Consider the following 18,767-nt stretch of genomic DNA (forward strand, 5'->3'; position numbering starts at 1 on the left):
GTGGTCGGATCGTCAGTGCCCGGTCGTGGTCTTCGACTTCTTCTTGGTTCGGCTGGGAGTCACGTCGACATGCGGTGCCTCCGCGTCGCGCATCCGGGCCGCCGCGGCCAGGGCGAGTGGATGCGCCGACGTCGGAGCGCCCGCGGAAAACAACGGGTAGCGGTATTCGCGTTTGATGGACTCAAGGACGACGTCCAGCTCGACTTCCCGTACCCCGGGGATGCGGGCCAGCGTGTGTGTCATGAATTCGTACAGATCGTTGGCGTCCCGGAATATCGCGTCGACCGCCAGGTCGCTGTCGCCGGTGGTGGCCGAGACGTAGCGCACCTCGGTCATCGCGGCCAGCGCCAGCGCGATGGATTCCAGTCTGGCCAGTTCCACCCGGATGTGCAGCATGACCTCGAATTCGAAGCCGAGTGCCGCCGGGTCGACCATCGCCACGAAGTAGAGCCGGTGCGCGGCGGTCAGCGCGTTGACGCGCCGGGCGACCGCGGTTTCGCTCAGACCCAGCTCGTGGGACAGGTCGGCGTAGCTGCGCCTGCCGTCGGGACCGAGCGCGGCGAGCAGTTTGATGTCCATCGCGTCGAGCTGGCCGCCTTTCTCCGGTACCGCCGCGGTGATCGCCCCGTCATCGGGGGCGAGCGGTGCGGCGGCGCCATCGAGAAGCGTGTGGCTCCACTGGTCGCGGGTCTTGAAACGCTTGAGCACGATCTCGGTCCGGGTGCCGGTCACCCACTTGGTGTCCGGCAGATCGTGCATCAGCACCCTGCTCAGGTACCCATGATCCGGTGTGATGAGTTCACACATCACGTCGCTGCGGCCGGTCAACAGCGATACATAGCGGACGTCGTCCCGCTCGGCCAGGTAGTGCGCCAGTCGTGAACCCTCGCCGGGCACGGTACGGAAGTGCAGCAGTACCGGCTGCCCAAACCCGCACCGCAGTGCGTCCGGCGCGGCCACGATGACCAACGAACCACTGTCCCGCAGCCGCTGGACGCGGCGCAGCACGGTGGTTTCGGAAACTCCGGTGACGCCGCCGAGCTGCGACCACGAGGCGCGCGGATCGGCCTGCAGCGCCGCGACGATCCGCCGGTCGACGTCGTCGAAGCGGGGCGTCTTGGAGGCTCCGTTCATGTACAGACTCTCGCATCATTCCTGCAACGTGTAAAGATCTGACGCAGGACTCCTGCGCGAATAGGGCCGGTAACCTGTACGAAACCGCAAACGAAGGCTCCCGACCCCCGACCGCGGCGCTGGTTCGCCCGAACGATCCGTGTGCGTCCACTGTGGAATTCAGCACGTCGCCAGCGCGTACAACGTGTTGAGCAGGACATCGGCGCCCCGCTCCAGGTCGGCCCAGTCGGTGTCCTCGGCCGGCGAGTGGCTACGCCCATCCTTGCTCGGCACAAAGATCATTCCCGTGGGCGCCAGGTGCGCCATGTTCTGCGAATCGTGCCCGGCCCCCGACGCGATAGCCACCGAACGCAGCCCCAGCGCGTCCGACGCGGCCTGCACCGCGGAACGGATGGTCTGGTCCAGGGGCACCGGGTCGACGATGTCCGCCCCGTGCCACAGCACACCCACCCCGTGCGCCTCGGCGCTGGCCTCCGCCGCGTCCCGCAACGCCCGGCCCAGTGCGATCAGCCGGTTCCGGTCGGGATCCCGGAAATCCAGCGTCACGTGGGCCCGCCCGGGCACGACGTTCGCCCCGCCCGGCTCGACCCGGATCAGCCCGCAGGTCACCACCGACTGCTGCCCCACCGAGGCCGCCACGCCCGGCAGCCTGGTCAGGTAGTCCCCGGCAGCCAGCAGCGCGTCGCGACGCATCGTCATCGGCGTGGTTCCGGCATGGTCGGCCCGGCCGGTGAACTCCACGACCGCACCGCCGAGCCCGACGATCGAGGTGACCACTCCGATCTCGGTACCGGCGGCCTCCAGGTGCGGCCCCTGCTCGATGTGCAACTCCACGAAGGAGTGCACCGAGCCGGCGCTCACCCGGGTAGCGGTCGGCTCGCCCTGCGCCCACGTCCACGACGCCAGGGCGTCCATCAGCCGGTCCCCGTCCCGCCCGGTCATCGCCTCAAGCGCGGCCAGCTCATACCCCTGGACCAGGCCCCGCGACCCCAGCAGATGCCCGTAGTTGCCCTCCTCGTCGGAGAAGACCACGGCGCACACCGGCCGGGCCAGCGGCACGCCGAGTTCAGCCAGGCGACGTACACACTCCAGCGCCGCCACCGTGCCCAGCGCCCCGTCCAACGGGCCGCCGTTGGGCACCGTGTCGATGTGCGAACCGGACCAGACCGCCGGCAGACCAGTATCCGCGCCGGGTGCCCGCGCGAACATGTTGCCCAGCCCGTCGACACGCAGGTCCAGCCCGGCCGCCACACACCGGTCCCGGTACCACTGGCGGGCCAGCGCGTCGGCCGCGGAGAACGCCGTCCGGGAGATGCCACCGGCCTCGGTGCGACCGATCCCGGCGAGCGTGGCAAGGTCGTCGCGCATCCGCGCGGCGTCGATGTGCAGCACCATGCCCAGTCACCTCCCCGCCGCGGCGACCGCGGATACCGCACCATCACCGGATACCGCGCGCCGTCCTGCCCGGTAGACCGCCTCGACGTCGAACACCGCGGTGATGTCCGCGAACGGGTCACGGCGCAGCACCACGAAATCCGCGTGCGCACCCGGCCGCAGCACTCCGATGTCCGGGTCGCCGATCAGCTCGCCACCGTGCCGGGTGCCGGCCACCAGCGCCTCCAACGGCGACCAGCCGTGCTCCACCAGCCACTGCAGCTCGTACCCGAACAAGCCATGCATCGAGTCGGTGCCCAACGCCATCGGGATGCCCGAAGCACGCACCCGACCCACGTTGCCCTCCACGTACGCGCGTGCCTCCCGCACCTTCGCCATGATCGCCGGGACCTGGGCGTCACCCTGCTCGATCCCGCTCGGGTGGAACAGGATGGTCTGGGTGAACGTCAGCCAGGTGCCCGCGGTGGCCATCGCGGCGATGTTGCCCTCGTCCAGCAGGGCGCCGTGCTCGATGGAGTGGATCCCGTTGGCCACGGCCAGGTCGACTCCCGGGCCGCCGTGCGCGTGCGAGGACACCTTCAGCCCGTACTCGGCGGCGCTCCGCACGATCGCCGCGATCTCCTCACCCGAGTAGTTGGACTCGGCCAGCGACGAGTTCACCGACGACACCCCGCCGGTGGTGAAGATCTTGATGTGGTCGGCGCCGCGCTCCGCCCGAGCCCGCACCGCCTCCCGCAGCGGCCCCACCCCCGCCACTCCCCCGGCCGCACTGCCGTGCCCGCCGGGCGGGCTCAGGCCGGGACCGGCGACCCGCAGCCGCGGCCCCGCGGTCTCACCACGGGCGATCGCATCCCGGAACTCGAAGTCGATGTCGTGTTCCTCGGTCATGATCTTCGCGGTGGTGACCCCCGAAGCGAGCATGCGACGCAGGTTCTCCACGCCGCGGATGGTCTGCCACACCGCCGGCTTCACGATCTGACCGTGCTGGTCGCCCTCGCCGGGACGGATGGTGACGTGGGTGTGCGCGTCGACAAAACCCGGCACGATCACCGCGTCGCCGAAATCCACCACCGTGGCGCCTGCGGCGGCGAGGTTGCCCCGGGTACCGACATCCACCACCCGCCCGTCACGCACCAGCAGACCGTCCCCCTCGCGCCGGCTGAAGCCATCAAACAGTGCGCGTGCATGGACGAAGACATCGACGGGCGCATCCGGGGCCATGGGCGACTCCTCACGACGACACGAACCACAGAGGCTCGAACGAAGATCCAGAATGAGCGCCAGTCTTGCAGCGATCCTCTACATCAGCAATACTTCCCGCCAGATGCCGTCACCAGACACGTTGACGATGCACGAATCGGAACCGCCGGCCCGAGGCAGCGTGGTGAGCTGCCCGAAACCTGGCCGACACGAGCGATCCCCGGACGGCACCGTTCCAGACCCAGCAGGGAAGGCACACCCATGAGTGAAGACACCGCGCAGGAGTTCGCCGTCGAGTTCCGCAAGACCAGCTACAACGGCTACCAGTCGTTCTCCTACCTCAAGCCCGGGCAGGACTACGAGGAGTACAAGCTGGCCAAAGACCTCGGCCGGGTCCCGCTACACGACATGGGCCTGGACGCCGAACAGGACGCCCGCACCCGCCGGCTCATCGACGAGAACATCATCATCAGCCTGCACGACCACCCGCAGATCTTCCCCGACGACATCAGCGAGGTCCGCGGCTACATCCGCACCGGCCGGGAACACACCAGCTACCTCGGCCTGTCCAAGTCCGGCATGACCGCCGTCTTCGACAACATGATGGACGGCACCGCCTGCGTCACCAGCAAATTCGGCTGGAAATGGGACGACGTCATCTACGACCTGGGCATGCGCCGCGCCGACCTGGCCAAGCAGCACTACGCCAGGATCGTCTACGACGTCGACGACATCCGCGCCGCCAAGGACAACGGCCAGGTCGGCATCGTGCTCTGCCTCGAGGCGGCCACTCCGATCGAGAACGAAGTCGACCGCATCGACATCCTCTACGGCATGGGCATCCGGCAGATGGGCATCGCGTACTCCGAAGCCAACGGCCTGGGCTCCGGACTCAAGGAGAGCCGGGACGGCGGCCTGACCGTCTTCGGCCGCCGTGCGGTGGAGCGGATGAACGACATCGGCATGGCCATCGACGTCTCTCACTCCGGTGACCAGACCTGCCTGGACACCTTCGAACAGTCCACGAAGCCAGTACTCATCACCCACGCCGGCGCCCGCGCAGTGTGGGAGACCCCGCGGATGAAGCCCGACTCGGTGCTCCGCGCCTGTGCCGACGGCGGCGGCGTCATCGGCATCGAAGCCGCACCACACACCTCACTGTCGCACGCCCACCCGCAGCACTCGATCGAGTCGGTGATGGACCACTTCACCTACTGCGTCGAGCTCATGGGCATCGAGCACGTGGCCTTCGGCCCCGACACGCTCTACGGCGACCACGTCGGTCTGCACAAGATCTTCGCCCAGAACCTCGGCGTCCACGTCGCTCACGGCGGCCCGGAATACACGCCAGTGCCGTACGTCTCCGGCCTGGAGAACCCGACGGAAAATTACTACAACATCGTCGGCTGGCTGGTGAAGCACGGCTACAGCGACGAAGACATCATCGCCGTCACCGGCGGGAACATTCTGCGGGTGCTGCAACAGATCTGGTGACCACCCACGGCCGGTTCCCGGACACCGCACCGCCGGGAACCGGCCGCGCCCGACCCGAATGGCCCGTCACGACGCGGGTACCCGTACCCATCAGCGAACGACTCCTGCACCGTCACAACATCCGCCCGGCCGACCGCGACCGCTGCTCGACCAGCACTCGGCACCTCCGACCCACGACGTCGTCGTCATGAAGCCCGTCGGGTTCTCAATCGCAATACGACCGACGTTGTAACACTGTGGCGAGGCCGATCCGACGATCACCCTCACCGAGATTCTGACCGACGACCGCTGGTCCAGAAGTGGACGCTCGCACGGTACAGCGGTCTCCCATACCGTCCCACCTTTGGTGATCCGCTGTCAGGCAACAAGCGGTCACTCGCCTCGTCACCCGATGTTCCAGAATTTCATCGACGACGCTGATCAAGGTGTTGCGCGTGTCGCGGATACGACCGAACGCTCCGCCGAACACGCCCTCTCTCGTTACCGTCGGCGGGTAGCCCGATCGAGGTCAGGTGGTTTCGCCATGCCCGCACGCCCCAACACCACGCCGGCCGCCACCGGGCCGTTGACGGTGATGACCTGGAACGTGGAGAACTTCTTCCCGGCCGGGACCGAGTCAGGGCCGCCGGACGAGGAAACCTACGACGCCAAGGTCGCATACCTGGCCAACATGATCCGCGGCCTGGCCCCGGACATCGTCGCCCTACAGGAGGTCGGCGGCCAGCAACCAGCCGACGACCTGGCCGCCGCCGTAGGCGCCGGGTGGAAGGCAGCGCTCTCCACGCACCCGGATGGACGCGGCATCCGAGTCGGCGTCCTGTCCCCGCACCCGGTCACCGTCGAGAAGCAGCTCGCCACCCTACCGAAGGCCGGCCTGCCGCAGGTGCCCGACGTCGACGGCACCACCCTCAAGGAACTCGGCCGCGGCGCGCTACAGGTACACGTCGACGTCGCCGGCGGGATCCGGCTGATGACCGCCCACCTCAAATCGAAGCTACTGACCTACCCGAATGGTCGCCGGTTCCCGATCAGCGAAGACGAACGCGCCCGCGGCGCCGGCTACGCACTCCTGCGCCGCACCGCCGAAGCCGTCGCGGTACGAGTCCAACTGAACAAGGCCATGACCGCCGCCGCCAAAGACGGCGAACCGGGCATCCCGACGATCCTCTGCGGCGACCTCAACGACGGCCCCGACGCCGTCACCACCACCCTCCTCGGCGGCCCGGACGACGGCAGCGTCACCCGTCCCGACAAAGGCGACCCGGTACGGCTATACAACCTCGCCAGCCTGCTACCCGCAGGCCGCGCCTACTCCCGCATCTACGAAGGCAAAGGCGAACTCATCGACCACATCTTCGTCTCCCGCGACCTACGGCTACGCCTTGCCAGCGTCGACAGCCTCGTCGACGACATCGGATCCATCACCGCCTCCACCGAAACACGGCGACCCGCGACCGTGCCCGACCACGCTCCAGTCATCGCCCGGTTCACGGCGGTCTAGTCCGCCGAACACGGTGAATCCGGCCAGGCGCCAGGCTCATTGCTGTACAACCATTCGCCCATCCTGGCACGCTGCACCGACACAGCCCCAATGAGGGCTGCGCACAGTCGCGGCGATACTGGCCAACCCGCGATACACCGGCCGGCAGGCGTGGAACCCGGCAGCGCACTGACCGCGGCCCCTCGACGAGACGAACTGCTCGGCCAATCCGAGACACGACGCTGGAACATGGTGCATCAGTGGGTCATCTCCCGCGAACGGGCGCATCCGCCTCTGGCGAGCGAAGAAGACGTCGTGGTCGGGCAACTGGCCAGCGCCACCCGGGCGCCGGAAATCGGTAACGGCGAACGGTACTTGCTCGCCGGGTTGACCCGCCGACACGAACGCGGCCGAATCCCGACTCACACTGGGTGCACAACCACACCGCGTGCCGCTGCCGCCACATGCTCGATGAGCGCGTGTTCGGTGGGGGTTTCTGCTGGTCGGCGTCGGTACTCATCCATGGGGTTGATGTGTCCGTGACAGCACGCCGGCGCAACCCGACGCCCCGAGACGGACAAACTGGGCGGAACCGTTTGCTGTAACGTGCGGGACAGCCGCGCCAGATTAGGCCAATATTCCAATACGCGCCGCCGCCGATGAGATCGCATTCTATTGCGCCGCGCGGAAATCAAACTGACTCGTCGACGGTCGCCAATGCGTGTTGCGCAAATTCGCGATCATCGGCAGAAATCAGCTCGGATTTCGACATCGACACGAGTAATGTTCGTAGTTTGCCGACGTCGAAGGCCCCCGACTGAACCATTGCACCGGCCCACGGGACAGCTAATCTCATCCAATACGGCCGACCAGACCTCCACGCCGAACTCACGATGCACTCGATGAGCATCTCAGGTCCGCCGACGTCCAGATTGAGTTGCTTCCGCACACTGTAAAGCTGCCGATAGACGTCGTCGAACCCATTCGACAGTAGTGGCCACGCAACGACGTAATGCGACTCATCGAGCGACACACGGCCGACGTCGAACTTTCCCACTCCAAGGGTTCCGTCTGGCATTATGCCGAGCCATGAGTCGTAACTTGTCGAGAGCACAGGCTTCCAGGTCCCCATTACTCAGCCCCAGGGTCGATATTCTGCTTGAATTCCGTAATTACCCATGAAATCTTTGAATTGCTGCCAACTCCCAGCCGTCCAGTTCTGCCCGAAATGACCACTAACCTGCGTGAATACGAGCGATCCGTTGGTGTCACGATACATTGTCCCGCCAACGATCGCCTTCGGATCCGTGGCCCCCATTTGTTCCACCAACTGTTCGTGAGGACTCGGTCCACTGTTATGGGTCGCCGGCGGAGTCCGATCGCCCGCGAGGAAATCACCCGTGGCCGGATCATAAATGAACTCGGTCTCCGGAGTGGTCGAAGACCATGATCGGAGCGCGTCGGCATTGTCGACACCGGGACCGAGAACCACATCGGGCCCACATCCTGCATTGTGCACCAGCACTGGCGTGGTGCCGGCGATCACGAAGTACGTGTGAGTGGTCTCGATGGTGAGGTTGTACATGGGGTGTTGCTGCGTGAACGAGTGCACCGCGGCCACGGTCTCGACTTGCCCGTCGAGGGTGTGCAGGCGGTCGCCGGGCAGCAGGTCTGCAGCGTCGATCCAGGCATGCCGGGTGGCGTCCCAGAAGGGATGATGCTGTGTCGTGTGGAGCGCGGCGGTCGAGCCGTCGCTGGTGGCGACGGTCAGATCGGTGAGGCCAGTGTCTTGGTTAAGGTGCAGAGCGGTAACGTGCCGGGGGGCTGTGGTACCGGTAGTCGGATCGGTGGCGAGGACCTCATCGCCGATCTTGACCTGATTGATCGGTTCGGTTGTGCCGTTAGCCATGAGGACGCCGGTGTGTTGGTCGAAGCTGTTGCCACCGCAGGCGGTGCGCAGCTTGCTGATGTCGCCCTCGGCGAGGCCCGCGATGTCCGCGTACTCCTCTTCGACGGCGTCGGCTACAACGCCCCTGGCCTCGGCGACGTCGGGATTGACGGCACCGAGCCGGTCATCACCTCCTGGGCCCTCGCCCCCGAGCGCGACTGCGTTGGCCACGCCGCCGAGGGATAGTTGGAATTGCCAGCAACTGCCGCGGCATTTATTGATCCATGCTGCGCGGTCGGCCATGGCGGAGCTGATGTCGCGGGCGAACGCCTCTGTGCAGACCCCTGCTTCATGTTGGCAGGCTAGGTCCATCGCGTGAAGTACCTGTGCTGCAGCGTCTTTGCCCCAGGTCGGATCGTAATAGGCGTCGACCTGCTGGGCGAATCGCCATTCGTCGTCGTTTACGCTGGTGGCGCTGATCGTGATGCCGTCGACGGTGACGGTGCCGTCCTGGTGAACGTTTACCACGGTGCCGTGTTGGAGTGGGATGTCTCCGCTACCGGAGCCTCCTCCCCCGCCGCCACCGCTGTGGCCTCCTCCCCCGCCGCTGTTGTTCCCGGAGGGCGGGTTGTTGGGTACGCAGGGCCCGTCGATGTCGAGGCGGACGCAGCCGAGCGTCCCATCTGGGTCGGTCTTGTTGACGGGGTCGTTGCCTGAGTAGCTGTAGCCGCCGAGCTGGTTGGGGTCCGCGGGTTCCATGATGGGGTCGACGGAGACGAATCGCCCCGTTGTCGGGTCGTAGTTGCGGGCCCCGAGTAGGTCGAGGTTGGTCAGGGAGTCGGTGGGTTGGCCGAGGAAGGCGTGGGTGTCGGGCCATGGCACGGTGCTGGAACGTGGTGCGCCGTAGGGAGTGAAGGCCCGCCAGGACGGTGTCTGGCCGGTGTGGTCGAGGCTGAGTGTGGCGGTGCCGTGTTGGTCGGCGAGCAGGTAGTTGTAGGCGGTGCTCGTGGTGCCGGTGCGGACGCAGGTGACGTCGTTGGCGGTGTAGTACCGCTGACCGGTGAGTGTGTTGGTGCCGGTGTTGAGGTGAAGCTCCTCGCCGGGCAGGTACAGGGTGGTGGTTCCGGGGTCGCGCTGGAGGAGCAGTCCGCCGTCGGCGTCGTAAACGTAGCTCGAGGACTTCGTTCCCGCGGTGACTTGGCTGAGTTGGTCGAGGTCGTTCCAGGTCAGGGTCTGGGAGCCGGTGGCCGGGGTGGTGCGGTTGAGGGTGTTGCCGGCATTGTCGTAGGTGTAGGTACTGGTCTGGGTGCCGGCAGGGCTAACGGTGGCTACCGATTGCACGGTGTTGGGTTGAGCGTTCGTACCTGTGGGGTAGGTGTAGGTGGAGGTGGTGTCGCCGGCGGGTTGCGTGGGGAGCGCGTGCTGGGTTTCGGTCTTGCGATCGCCGTCGTCGGTGAAGGTCCAGCTGGTCCAGTATGGGTTGATGCCGCCCACGGTGGAGTTTGTTCCGGTCTTGCCCACGTCGTTGGCGCAGGCGTCGCTGGCGGTCCAGGCGGTGGTCAGTCGGCCGAGCAGGTCGTAGTCGAAGCACTGGGTTTCGCTGGTGGTGTTGTTGCGGGTGTCGGTGCTTTGTGTGATGAGGCCGGCGTGGTTGTAGGTGTAGGCGACGTCGTCAACCCGGCTGGGGGTCACGGAGCGGTCTACGGTGGTGTCTTTGACTTGCCGGGTGTGCGGATCGTAGATGTTGCTGACGTAGGAGATCTGGTTGGTCAGGATGCCGAGCTGGACGCGTTCGGGTTCGCCATAGGGAGTGAACGTGGTGGCTTCGATGTAGGGTCCGCCGCCGCCGACGCTGACGAGTTGTCCTTGAGTGTTGTATCCGTAGTTGACGGTCTCTTTGGGGAGCGCGCCGCTGGTGGCGGGGTAGTCGGTCTTCGACAGGGCCCCGGTAGTGGGAGCGTAGGTGTTGGTGAACGTGTATGACCCGGCGAGAGCCCCATCGGTGGGGATGGTGATGGTGGTCTCTAGGGGAAGGTAGCGGTTGCTGTAGCCGGAGATCGTCGACGTGTAGGGAGTCGTCCCGGAGTAGCTGGTCTCGGAGCTGAGTTGCCCGATGCCGTTGACGATGTCGGTCGAGTCGTAGTGCCATTCGGCGAGTTTCGGTGCCGTCTCATCCGGACCGTCGTATTCAAAGGTCTTCCGGTTGAGGGGGTCGTAGCTGTAGGAGATCGTGTTGCTGCGCGCGTCGGTGGCCGTGAGGACGTTGCCGTTGTTGTCGTATGTCCGCTGGGATGTGCCGCTGTCGGGGTCGGTCTGGGTGACGGTGTGACCGAGGAGATCGATGGTGCTCGTCCACGTGTTGTGCTGGTCGTCGGTGATGCTGTTCTGGTTTCCGCGGTGGTCGTATCCGTAGGTGATGGGGACGAAGCTGCCTCCGGTGACCCGGTTGCCGGTGACGGTCGGGGCGCTGCTGTAGGAGTCCTGCTCGATGGTGCGGCCCAGGGTGTCGGTGAGGGTGGTGACGGGGGTGCCGCCGTCGGGTGGGATCACGGTGGTTCGGTCGCCGCCGTACACGGTCTGGGTGTGCCACTGCTCGACTCCCTTCGCCCGCGACACGTCCAGTACCGGCCTCCCGAGTCCGTCGAAGGTGATCACGTCCTGGTTCGGGACTTTTTCGTCGAGTCCCCTCATGTCCAGCAGAGTCGTGGACGGTGTACTCGAGTCGTCCCAGTTCGCGTTGTTGGTCTTGTACGCCCAGCCGCGTGAGTCGTAGAAGGTGTCGGTGACCAGCCGCCCGCCGGCGGGGCTGTCGCTTTGCGTCTGCCGTTGGCGATCCAAAGCGTCGTAGAAAGTCACCGAGGTGGTGTAGGAGCCGTGTTCGTTGAGTGAGGCGCTGGTGACCGCTGACGGCTGTGTCTGGGAGATGAGATAGCTGTACTTCTGGTTCGCTTGCTTTGCGGTGTCGTTGTTGCCGGGCAGCCATACTCCGGTTATCCGCCCCAAGGCGTCGTAACGCAGGTCGGTTTCCAGCAGGTTCGGGTCGACGGTCTTGGTGGTGACGCCATGGGTGGGGTCGAGTGTGGCCGTGGTGGCTTGGTGCAGCGGGTTGGTGGTGGTTGTGGAGGTCGTCAGGCCGTTGGTTGTGGTGTAGGACAGGGTGGTGGTGTTGCCGTCGGCGTCGGTGCTGGCGGTGGTTCGGCCGTAGCCGTCATAGAGCGTCTTGGCCTTGGTGATGTAGGTGAAGGCGCCGCTGGCGTAGTCGATGGCTTGACGCACCATGTTGGTTTGCCCGGTTGTCACTGCCGACTGAGGCCACGTCGTAGCAAATGAGGGGTCGTCGTAGAAGGCTCGGGTGTCGGAGATGACGTCCGCGGGTCGGGTCAAGGACGTGGGCGCGGTCAGCCCGTTGACACCGGAGCCGCCGCATGGCTTGGCGTCGTTCTCGACCTCGGCGGGTAGGGACACCAGGTTCGTCCCGTCGGCGGCGGGTGCGTAGCTGGTGACGGTGCAGGTGGCCTGGGAGGGGTCGGTGATGTCACCGTGGTGATAGACCACAGTGGGCAACCCGATGGCCGTGTTGTAGGTGATTTCGGTCTTCGTGGTCCGCCAGGTCGTCGTCGCGCCGGAGGTTATCGCCGCGGTGGCGTACGTGGTCACCGGTCGCACCATGACCGAAGTCAGGGCGGGCAGACCGGTCCGGGTCCGGGTCGCGGTTGGTGAGCTCACCCAGTAGTCGGTGACGGTGGCGTCGTTCGGCGGGCCGCCGTCACCGTTGTACGACAGCTGTTCACGCACCTGCCCGGCCAGCTGATCGGTGTCGGCGACGCTGCTCGCCGCGCCGGGTACGGTGACGTCCGAGGACAGCGTCACCGTCGCGGTGCGATGCCCCCCACTGGGCAGGCTGTCGCCGTCCATCCCCCTGAAGTAGTACGCCTCCGACAGGGTTCTCGCGTCGGTGCCGGCGCCGGTCCGGGTCTGGACGACCCCGTAGCCCCGCCACTGCCCATAGGTACGCAGGTTCGGCTTGACCAGCTCGTTGTTGTCGAAGTGCCATGCCGGCGGGTTCGGATAGCCGTACTTCGTGGTCACCGTCGCGGACTTGCCGGTCGGGTCCTGGTCGTCGATCTCCGTAACGACGTACTTGTTGAACCAGTCCCGCGCCGGTTGTGTGGTTCCTTCCTGCGTCCAGTACACCGGGTAGCACAGGCTTGTGTTCTGCGACGGGTCTGTACTCACGGGCGCAACGCAACCCGGGTTCTGGTAGTTCACGCCGACGACCTCTCCGGTCTCGGTGGTGATGGTGGAGATCCGGTTGTGGTTCATCGCTGGGGCGTGGTCAACGGTGCTGTCCGCCCGGTTGGGCAGGTTCGTCGCGGCGAACGCCACCGCGGGCAGGTCGATCGAGCCGCCGACGTTGCCAGTGTGCTGGATGGAGGCCAGCCACAAGGCGGGCGTTCCGGTGCCATCCTCGGGATCGGGCAAGGTCTGCGTAAGGCGGTAGGTGTCCACCGGGATCGTGGCCGTTCCGCCCCACACCGACGTCGTGATGCTGGTGAGCCGAACCTGGGACCAGAACGTTTGCGAGTGGACGTTGCACACGGCGTCCTTCTTGCAGTTCTGGTCGTAGGGGACGTCGGGCCAGTTCGATGGGGTGGTATCGATGTTGGCTGGCGCACAGGCCGAGGTGGACACGACGCATCGCTGGTCGACGCCGAAGGTCACCTGTGCCGGGGCGTGCCCGGGGTACGGGTTGGGGTCGACCAGGCCGTAGTCGATGTGGTCGAGGTAGCCGCCGCGCACGTAGGACACGCCGGTGGTTCCGGAGTCGGCGCCGTAGTAGTTGGTCTCGGTCTTGTAGTAGAACGCCTGCGCGTTATGGTGCGAATCGATGACGTAATCCAGGTTCCACCGCCATCCCTGATTGCACGACGACGACGCGAACCCGGCCGAGTCATGGCAGGGATCCCCGTCATGCGCCCCATAGACCCGCTCAGTGAAGGTGGAGTTCGTCGGTGGGGTCGCCGTGTCGCTGGTGTATCCCGGCAGTCGGTTGCGACCGAAGAAGTACTGAGTTCCATCCTGCGTGGTGATCTTCCAGTACTCCCCGTCGTTATCGCCGTTGGTGGCGCCGGTCAGCAGCTCAACGACGGACCCGTCATCGCCGGAGATCTTCCAGTGCGTCGGCGCCGACGTGTCGTAGACGAGGTCACCAGAGCGCGATCCGAGTGACAGGTGCACGACCTGTCCCGCCCAACAGTTGTCGCCGGTCTTGGGTGCCGTTCCGGCCGGGTCGTCGGCACAGTCGATGTAGGACCGTTCGACGTACCCTGGGGTGTAGTCCCACCCGTCACCGACCCACGACGACTGCGTGTTGGTCGCGACCTGCTCGCCATCCACTGACTGCGACGAGTACGACAAAGTCACGTCCGGAGTGAACTGGCCCGGCACTGGCGGCACGGCGATCGGGTAGGAGTAGTTGAAGTCTCCCGAGCTACCACCCGCGCTCCAGGTGCCCGACGGCTTCAACCCGGTCGCGGTGTAGTCCCCCGCGTTGCCGGCGGGGTCGCCGTCCACTCCCAGCACAACCGACGGTGCGACCTGCCGCGGCGCCTGGACCGCTTCGGATCCAGCGGCGCCGGTGCGCAAACTCGCCTGTCCACTCAACAACTTGGACGCGGTGTCGCGTTGCGTCGCGACCGGCTTCTGAACCCTGCAGGAGCCGACCTGTGGTGTCGTGACCGCACATGACGGCAACTCCACGAGATGCAATCGATTCGCCCAGTCGCCGCCGTAGGCGTTGACGATCGCGGAGTAGTCGACGGAGACGCCAACCGCTGAGTCACTCGAGCTGCCGTCCGCGGCGCGAACCGTGAACAACATGCCGTGCACTCCCGCGCGCAGCGTAGAAGCGTGATCCAGCAACGCCACCGACACCTTCGACGCCGCCACTCCCTGAGCCGGGCGAGAAACCCACAGCGGCAGAGCCCCAGCTCGTATCCCGGCGGGGCTGGCTTTGGCGCTAGCTGCGGAGGTGTGGGCTCCTCCGGCAGGGACCGTAGCGACACTCACCACCGCAGTGCCGGCGGACGGCCACGTCGTCGCGGGCAGGATCCGGGACGTCGCCGCGTCGTTGTGCGGATGCGGCAACGCCACCGGCTTTGCCGGCCGCCCGTGAACACTGTCCCAGTGCTGCAGCGGCGGCGGCCCCGCCGGCCGAGCTACTGCGGGAACCGGCGGGGCTGCCAATAGGCCGCCGGCTACGAGAACGACCGGCAGTAGGATGGCGGCGCCTCGACGCATTGACACCCGCATCCGGTGACCGAATTGTCGACGAGCGGACTCGATCCACGATGCACGTAGCGCCACAACCATCGCCGCCTCCCCGTTAGTAGCAAGCCGGTTGCGAGAGGGACGCTACCGGACGATCTTCGGGTTGCATAGAGATCAATCGTTGAGATAACTGCTCCCACGCCCCCACCAGCACCACTTCATAGCCGGGTCCTTCACGGCCGAAGAGCTGTCTATATCGAAGATCACCGGAGAAAGATGGGCACTCATGCCATTCGCACCTGTAACCCCTGCAGCCACGCAATACCAACCATTCGGAATGCCTCGATCTAGCACGATTGCCGGTCTCGACATTCACCACCGTCGGGCCGTAATCTTCGGCGGCAGGCGGCCCCGCGACGCACATGCACGCATCGCGACGGGTCTGCCCGCACCAGGTGTTGCTCCGGTACCCGAGTGACACGCCGGCCGTGACAAGGAACTAGGACGGGGACCGGGCCGATGGACACGCATCGGATCGACAGCGGCGCCAAGTCATCGACGGTTCGACATTGATGCCAGCGGTGAGCGACCCGGCCGGGAACACCTTGCCGCCTGGCCGACCAACATCAGCAGCGAAAGCGGTCGCACAAGTCATCGCCTACGGCAGTTTCGATGGACGGCAACCGCAACAGTGTCGGTGGCTTCCGAGTCCACGCGCCCACCCTCATCAACCGATGTACGTCAAGGTGCAACAACGATCGCTGTCTAATGCCTGAGCCACAGCCAACCACGTTCACACGGAACAGGAGCGAGCCAATGTACAGGCATCCTCACAGCCGCGGACGAGCGATGCGATGGCTGATGCCACTGGTTCTGGCCGGGGCAGGCGCGCTGGCTGTCCCGCAGACGGCCGGTGCCGTGCCAGCACCAAGCCCCGCTGCCACTCCCACACCGGCGAGTCACACGACACCGTTGGCGGTTGCCGCGGCTAAGGCGAAGGCGTCCGGGCGTCCCGTAGAGGTGGCCGCGTCCACCACCGAGACGCAGCAGACCTTCGCGAACCCAAACGGCACCATGACAGTCACCACCAGCGCTCAACCCGTACGAGTGAAAGTGAACGGGTCCTGGGTGAAGCTGGACGCTACGTTACGCGCCAACCCCGACGGCAGCCTCAGCCCGGCCGCCTCAACCATCCCGTTGACTCTTTCCGGCGGTGGAACCGCACCGTTGGCCACCATGGTCAACTCCACGGCGACCCTGGCCATCTCGTGGCCCGGTACCCTGCCAAAACCGACGACCAGTGGCGCGAGTGCGGTCTACGCCAACGTGCTGCCAGGCGTTGATCTGCAAGTCACCGCAACCGTTCAAGGCGGGTTCAGCGAGGTCCTCGTCGTCCACGACGCCGCCGCCGCCCGCAATCCGGCACTGAGCACCCTGCGGCTGACAACACATACCCGTGGGGCCGTGGTTACCGCTACCAGCCAAGGCAATCTCCTGGCCACCACCCCCACCGGAGCACTGGCCTTCAGCGCACCGGCGCCTCGCCAATGGGATTCCAGCCAGGCCGCCCCAATACACCCGGCTACCCGAACCCCGCTGCCGGACCCTCCGGTAAAGGATCAGCTCCCATCGGGCGCGGCCAGTCCTCCTACCGGGGCCCGTGTCGCCCCAGTAGGAGTTCATGTCAGCGGTGATTCTATTGGGCTCACCCCCGACCGTGACATGTTGACCAGCGCCCTCACGCACTGGCCGGTGTTCATCGACCCGTCGTGGAACCCCGACTCCGCCGCAGGCAAACGCAGCAACTGGACCTACGTCGCCTCAGCCTGGGCCGACCAGTCGTACTGGAACACCGGCGACGATGCCCGCATCGGTTACAGCTACAACACTCCTCACTACACCGCCCGATCCTTCTTTCAGATGAGTATCCCGTCTCAGATCTGGGGTACCCACATCGTCAAGGCGACGTTCCAGACCAGCGAAGTGTGGACAGCCAGTACCACAGCCGCGCCCACCGTTGAGGTGCATCACATGTGCGGCATCGGCCCGAGCACAACCTGGAACAATCAGCCGTGCAAGGGCAACACCGTCGCCTCGCGTCAGGTCCCGGCCGACTGGTCGCCAGGCGAAACGCACAACCCGATCGAGGAAGACTTCGACATCACCGGCGAAATCGTCTCCGCCGCCTCCGGCCGCTGGAGTACCGACACTCTCGGCCTCTACAACAAGGACGAGTCAACCACCGAAGGGTGGAAGAAGTTCGCCAACAACCCGACCATCGCCATCGAGTACAACGCGGCACCCAACCCGCCGCGAAACATGGCGACGAACCCCAGCACCCGCTGCACCGGCGACGGCAACGGCAACTACGACCCGGTCGGCAACACCGACGTCAGGCTCGCCGCGACCTTGACCGATCCTGACGGCAGCCAGACTCAACTCGAAGCCGACTTCACCGTCAACGACCAAACGACGAAGACGACACTGACCGCCGCCGCCGTCACAGTTAGCAACAACCAGACCGCTTCGCTGAACCTGTCCGCTCCAAACCTCGTCGACGGGCACACTTACGCGTGGACTGTGCAGGCATACGACGGCCATGACCGCAGTGGCTCCTCCGGCCCGTGCTACTTCACGGTCAACCACCAGCAGCCCGCTCAACCAGTCATCACCTCTACCGACTACCCAGAAAATGAGATGGCAGGCGCCGCACGCACAGCCGGGACGTTCACCTTCAGCCCCAACCCCGGCGAGACACCAACCGGCTACGTCTACGCCTTCAACGTCCAACCCACCATCCTTTCCGGGCAAACCGCCAACACCGTCGGCGGAACTTACATCCAGGCAACCAACGGCATCGCCAGTAGGAGCCTGACGCCACCTCGAGTCGGACCCAACACGCTTTACGTCTACGCCTTGGACAGTGCCGGCAACCCCAGCAGCATCCCCGCCGCGTACTCCTTCAGCACCCCGCCACCGACCAGGCCCGACCCGACAGGCGACCTCACAGGTGACGGCAAGCCGGACTTCCTCCAACCCGGCACCCTCACCCATCCCGGACTATGGCTCTACCCGAACACCGATACCAGCGGTCATCTCAACGCTCGCCGCAGCCAGATCGGCATCAGCGCCAACGCCTCCGCGTCCTCGTTCGACTGGACCAACACCACCGTGTCCACAGCCGACTTCAACAACGACGGCGGCCAGGACGTGTTGGTCCAACTCCCCCACCCAGGACCAGACGGCGGCAACACGGAGGTCATCGCCGCATTCGGCGACGGTGGGGCTCTGGACACCACGCCAAACAACATCTTTCCCATCGTCCTGCCCGCAACGGACGGTAGCGGTGACTACCAAACAGTCGACCAAGTGGCTCCGGCCCGCAGCCCCGATCCGGACGGGATTCCTTTCCCGGACCTCTACGCCGTGGTAGGCCAGAACCTCTACCTCTATACCCCCACCTGGACCGTGGGCGTGTACAACGACGACCCCGAGTGTCTCAGCGGACCGGCCGGCAGCGACTGCGAGACAGTCGGCGACTGGGCGAATCAGACGATCACAACGGCAACAACGGCTACCGGCCCCGCGCTGTTCGCCCGAGACAGCATCACCGGCGAACTGGACCTCTGGATGGGTGACAGCGCGAACGATGTGCCCGCCGCCGGCCAGGGCAGCACCAAGGTTGTGTACGCCACGAGCGGCTGGATGCCCACCAGCATCACCGCTATCAGCGGCACCGACCTCAACAGCGACGAAAGTCCAGACCTCTGGGCCATCACCGCCACTGGTGATATCGATGCCTACCTTTCCAGTGGCAGCGGAACTTTGACCGCTCCCACGGTCAACGCCGCCTTCGGTTACATCGTCGGCGACTCGGGTCATCTTCTACCATCGACGCAGTGGTCG

Annotated in this window: 8 protein-coding genes; 3 read left to right on the top strand and 5 right to left on the bottom strand. The window is 65.8% G+C overall.

Going from position 1 to position 18,767, the window contains the following annotated elements; all coding sequences use genetic code 11:
* Positions 1 to 12: 12 nt before the first annotated feature.
* The 3 genes from Raf01_RS46535 to Raf01_RS46545 all read right to left on the bottom strand — a co-directional run bounded on the left by Raf01_RS46535 (position 13) and on the right by Raf01_RS46545 (position 3,750).
* Positions 13 to 1,134: an Lrp/AsnC family transcriptional regulator gene (locus tag Raf01_RS46535; protein WP_203924598.1), complete on the bottom strand. Its 1,122-nt coding sequence runs from the start codon at positions 1,132 to 1,134 to the stop codon at positions 13 to 15.
* Between the two features lie 159 nt (positions 1,135 to 1,293).
* Positions 1,294 to 2,529 carry a Zn-dependent hydrolase gene (locus Raf01_RS46540; protein ID WP_203924599.1) on the bottom strand — a complete coding sequence of 412 codons (1,236 nt, stop codon included), beginning with the start codon at positions 2,527 to 2,529 and terminating at the stop codon, positions 1,294 to 1,296.
* Between the two features lie 6 nt (positions 2,530 to 2,535).
* Positions 2,536 to 3,750: an amidohydrolase family protein gene (locus Raf01_RS46545; protein WP_203924600.1), complete on the bottom strand. Its 1,215-nt coding sequence runs from the start codon at positions 3,748 to 3,750 to the stop codon at positions 2,536 to 2,538.
* Positions 3,751 to 3,990: 240 nt separating this feature from the next.
* Here Raf01_RS46545 and Raf01_RS46550 point away from each other — a divergent pair, with 240 nt between their 5' ends.
* Both Raf01_RS46550 and Raf01_RS46555 read left to right on the top strand, forming a co-directional pair.
* Positions 3,991 to 5,223 carry a dipeptidase gene (locus Raf01_RS46550; protein WP_203924601.1) on the top strand — a complete coding sequence of 411 codons (1,233 nt, stop codon included), beginning with the start codon at positions 3,991 to 3,993 and terminating at the stop codon, positions 5,221 to 5,223.
* 523 nt (positions 5,224 to 5,746) lie between these two features.
* On the top strand, positions 5,747 to 6,724 hold the full coding sequence (locus Raf01_RS46555; RefSeq protein WP_203924602.1) for an endonuclease/exonuclease/phosphatase family protein: 978 nt from the start codon (positions 5,747 to 5,749) through the stop codon (positions 6,722 to 6,724).
* Between the two features lie 670 nt (positions 6,725 to 7,394).
* Here Raf01_RS46555 and Raf01_RS46560 read toward each other — a convergent pair.
* Positions 7,395 to 7,760: a hypothetical protein gene (locus Raf01_RS46560; RefSeq protein WP_203924603.1), complete on the bottom strand. Its 366-nt coding sequence runs from the start codon at positions 7,758 to 7,760 to the stop codon at positions 7,395 to 7,397.
* 78 nt (positions 7,761 to 7,838) lie between these two features.
* Positions 7,839 to 14,519 carry a polymorphic toxin-type HINT domain-containing protein gene (locus Raf01_RS46565; protein WP_203924604.1) on the bottom strand — a complete coding sequence of 2,227 codons (6,681 nt, stop codon included), beginning with the start codon at positions 14,517 to 14,519 and terminating at the stop codon, positions 7,839 to 7,841.
* A 1,362-nt stretch (positions 14,520 to 15,881) separates the two neighbouring features.
* Here Raf01_RS46565 and Raf01_RS46570 point away from each other — a divergent pair.
* Positions 15,882 to 18,767, top strand: a 2,886-nt coding sequence (locus tag Raf01_RS46570; RefSeq protein WP_203924605.1) for a VCBS repeat-containing protein, incomplete at its 3' end; no start/stop codon positions are given.

It is taken from the genome of Rugosimonospora africana (genome assembly GCF_016862975.1).
In the GTDB taxonomy this organism is placed as follows: domain Bacteria; phylum Actinomycetota; class Actinomycetes; order Mycobacteriales; family Micromonosporaceae; genus Rugosimonospora; species Rugosimonospora africana.

Coding starts and splice junctions, on each gene's coding strand:
- Raf01_RS46550 (WP_203924601.1), top strand. CDS start 3,991: ATGAGTGAAGACACCGCGCAGGAGTTCGCCGTCGAGTTCCGCAAGACC.
- Raf01_RS46545 (WP_203924600.1), bottom strand. CDS start 3,750: ATGGCCCCGGATGCGCCCGTCGATGTCTTCGTCCATGCACGCGCACTG.
- Raf01_RS46555 (WP_203924602.1), top strand. CDS start 5,747: ATGCCCGCACGCCCCAACACCACGCCGGCCGCCACCGGGCCGTTGACG.
- Raf01_RS46535 (WP_203924598.1), bottom strand. CDS start 1,134: ATGAACGGAGCCTCCAAGACGCCCCGCTTCGACGACGTCGACCGGCGG.
- Raf01_RS46540 (WP_203924599.1), bottom strand. CDS start 2,529: ATGGTGCTGCACATCGACGCCGCGCGGATGCGCGACGACCTTGCCACG.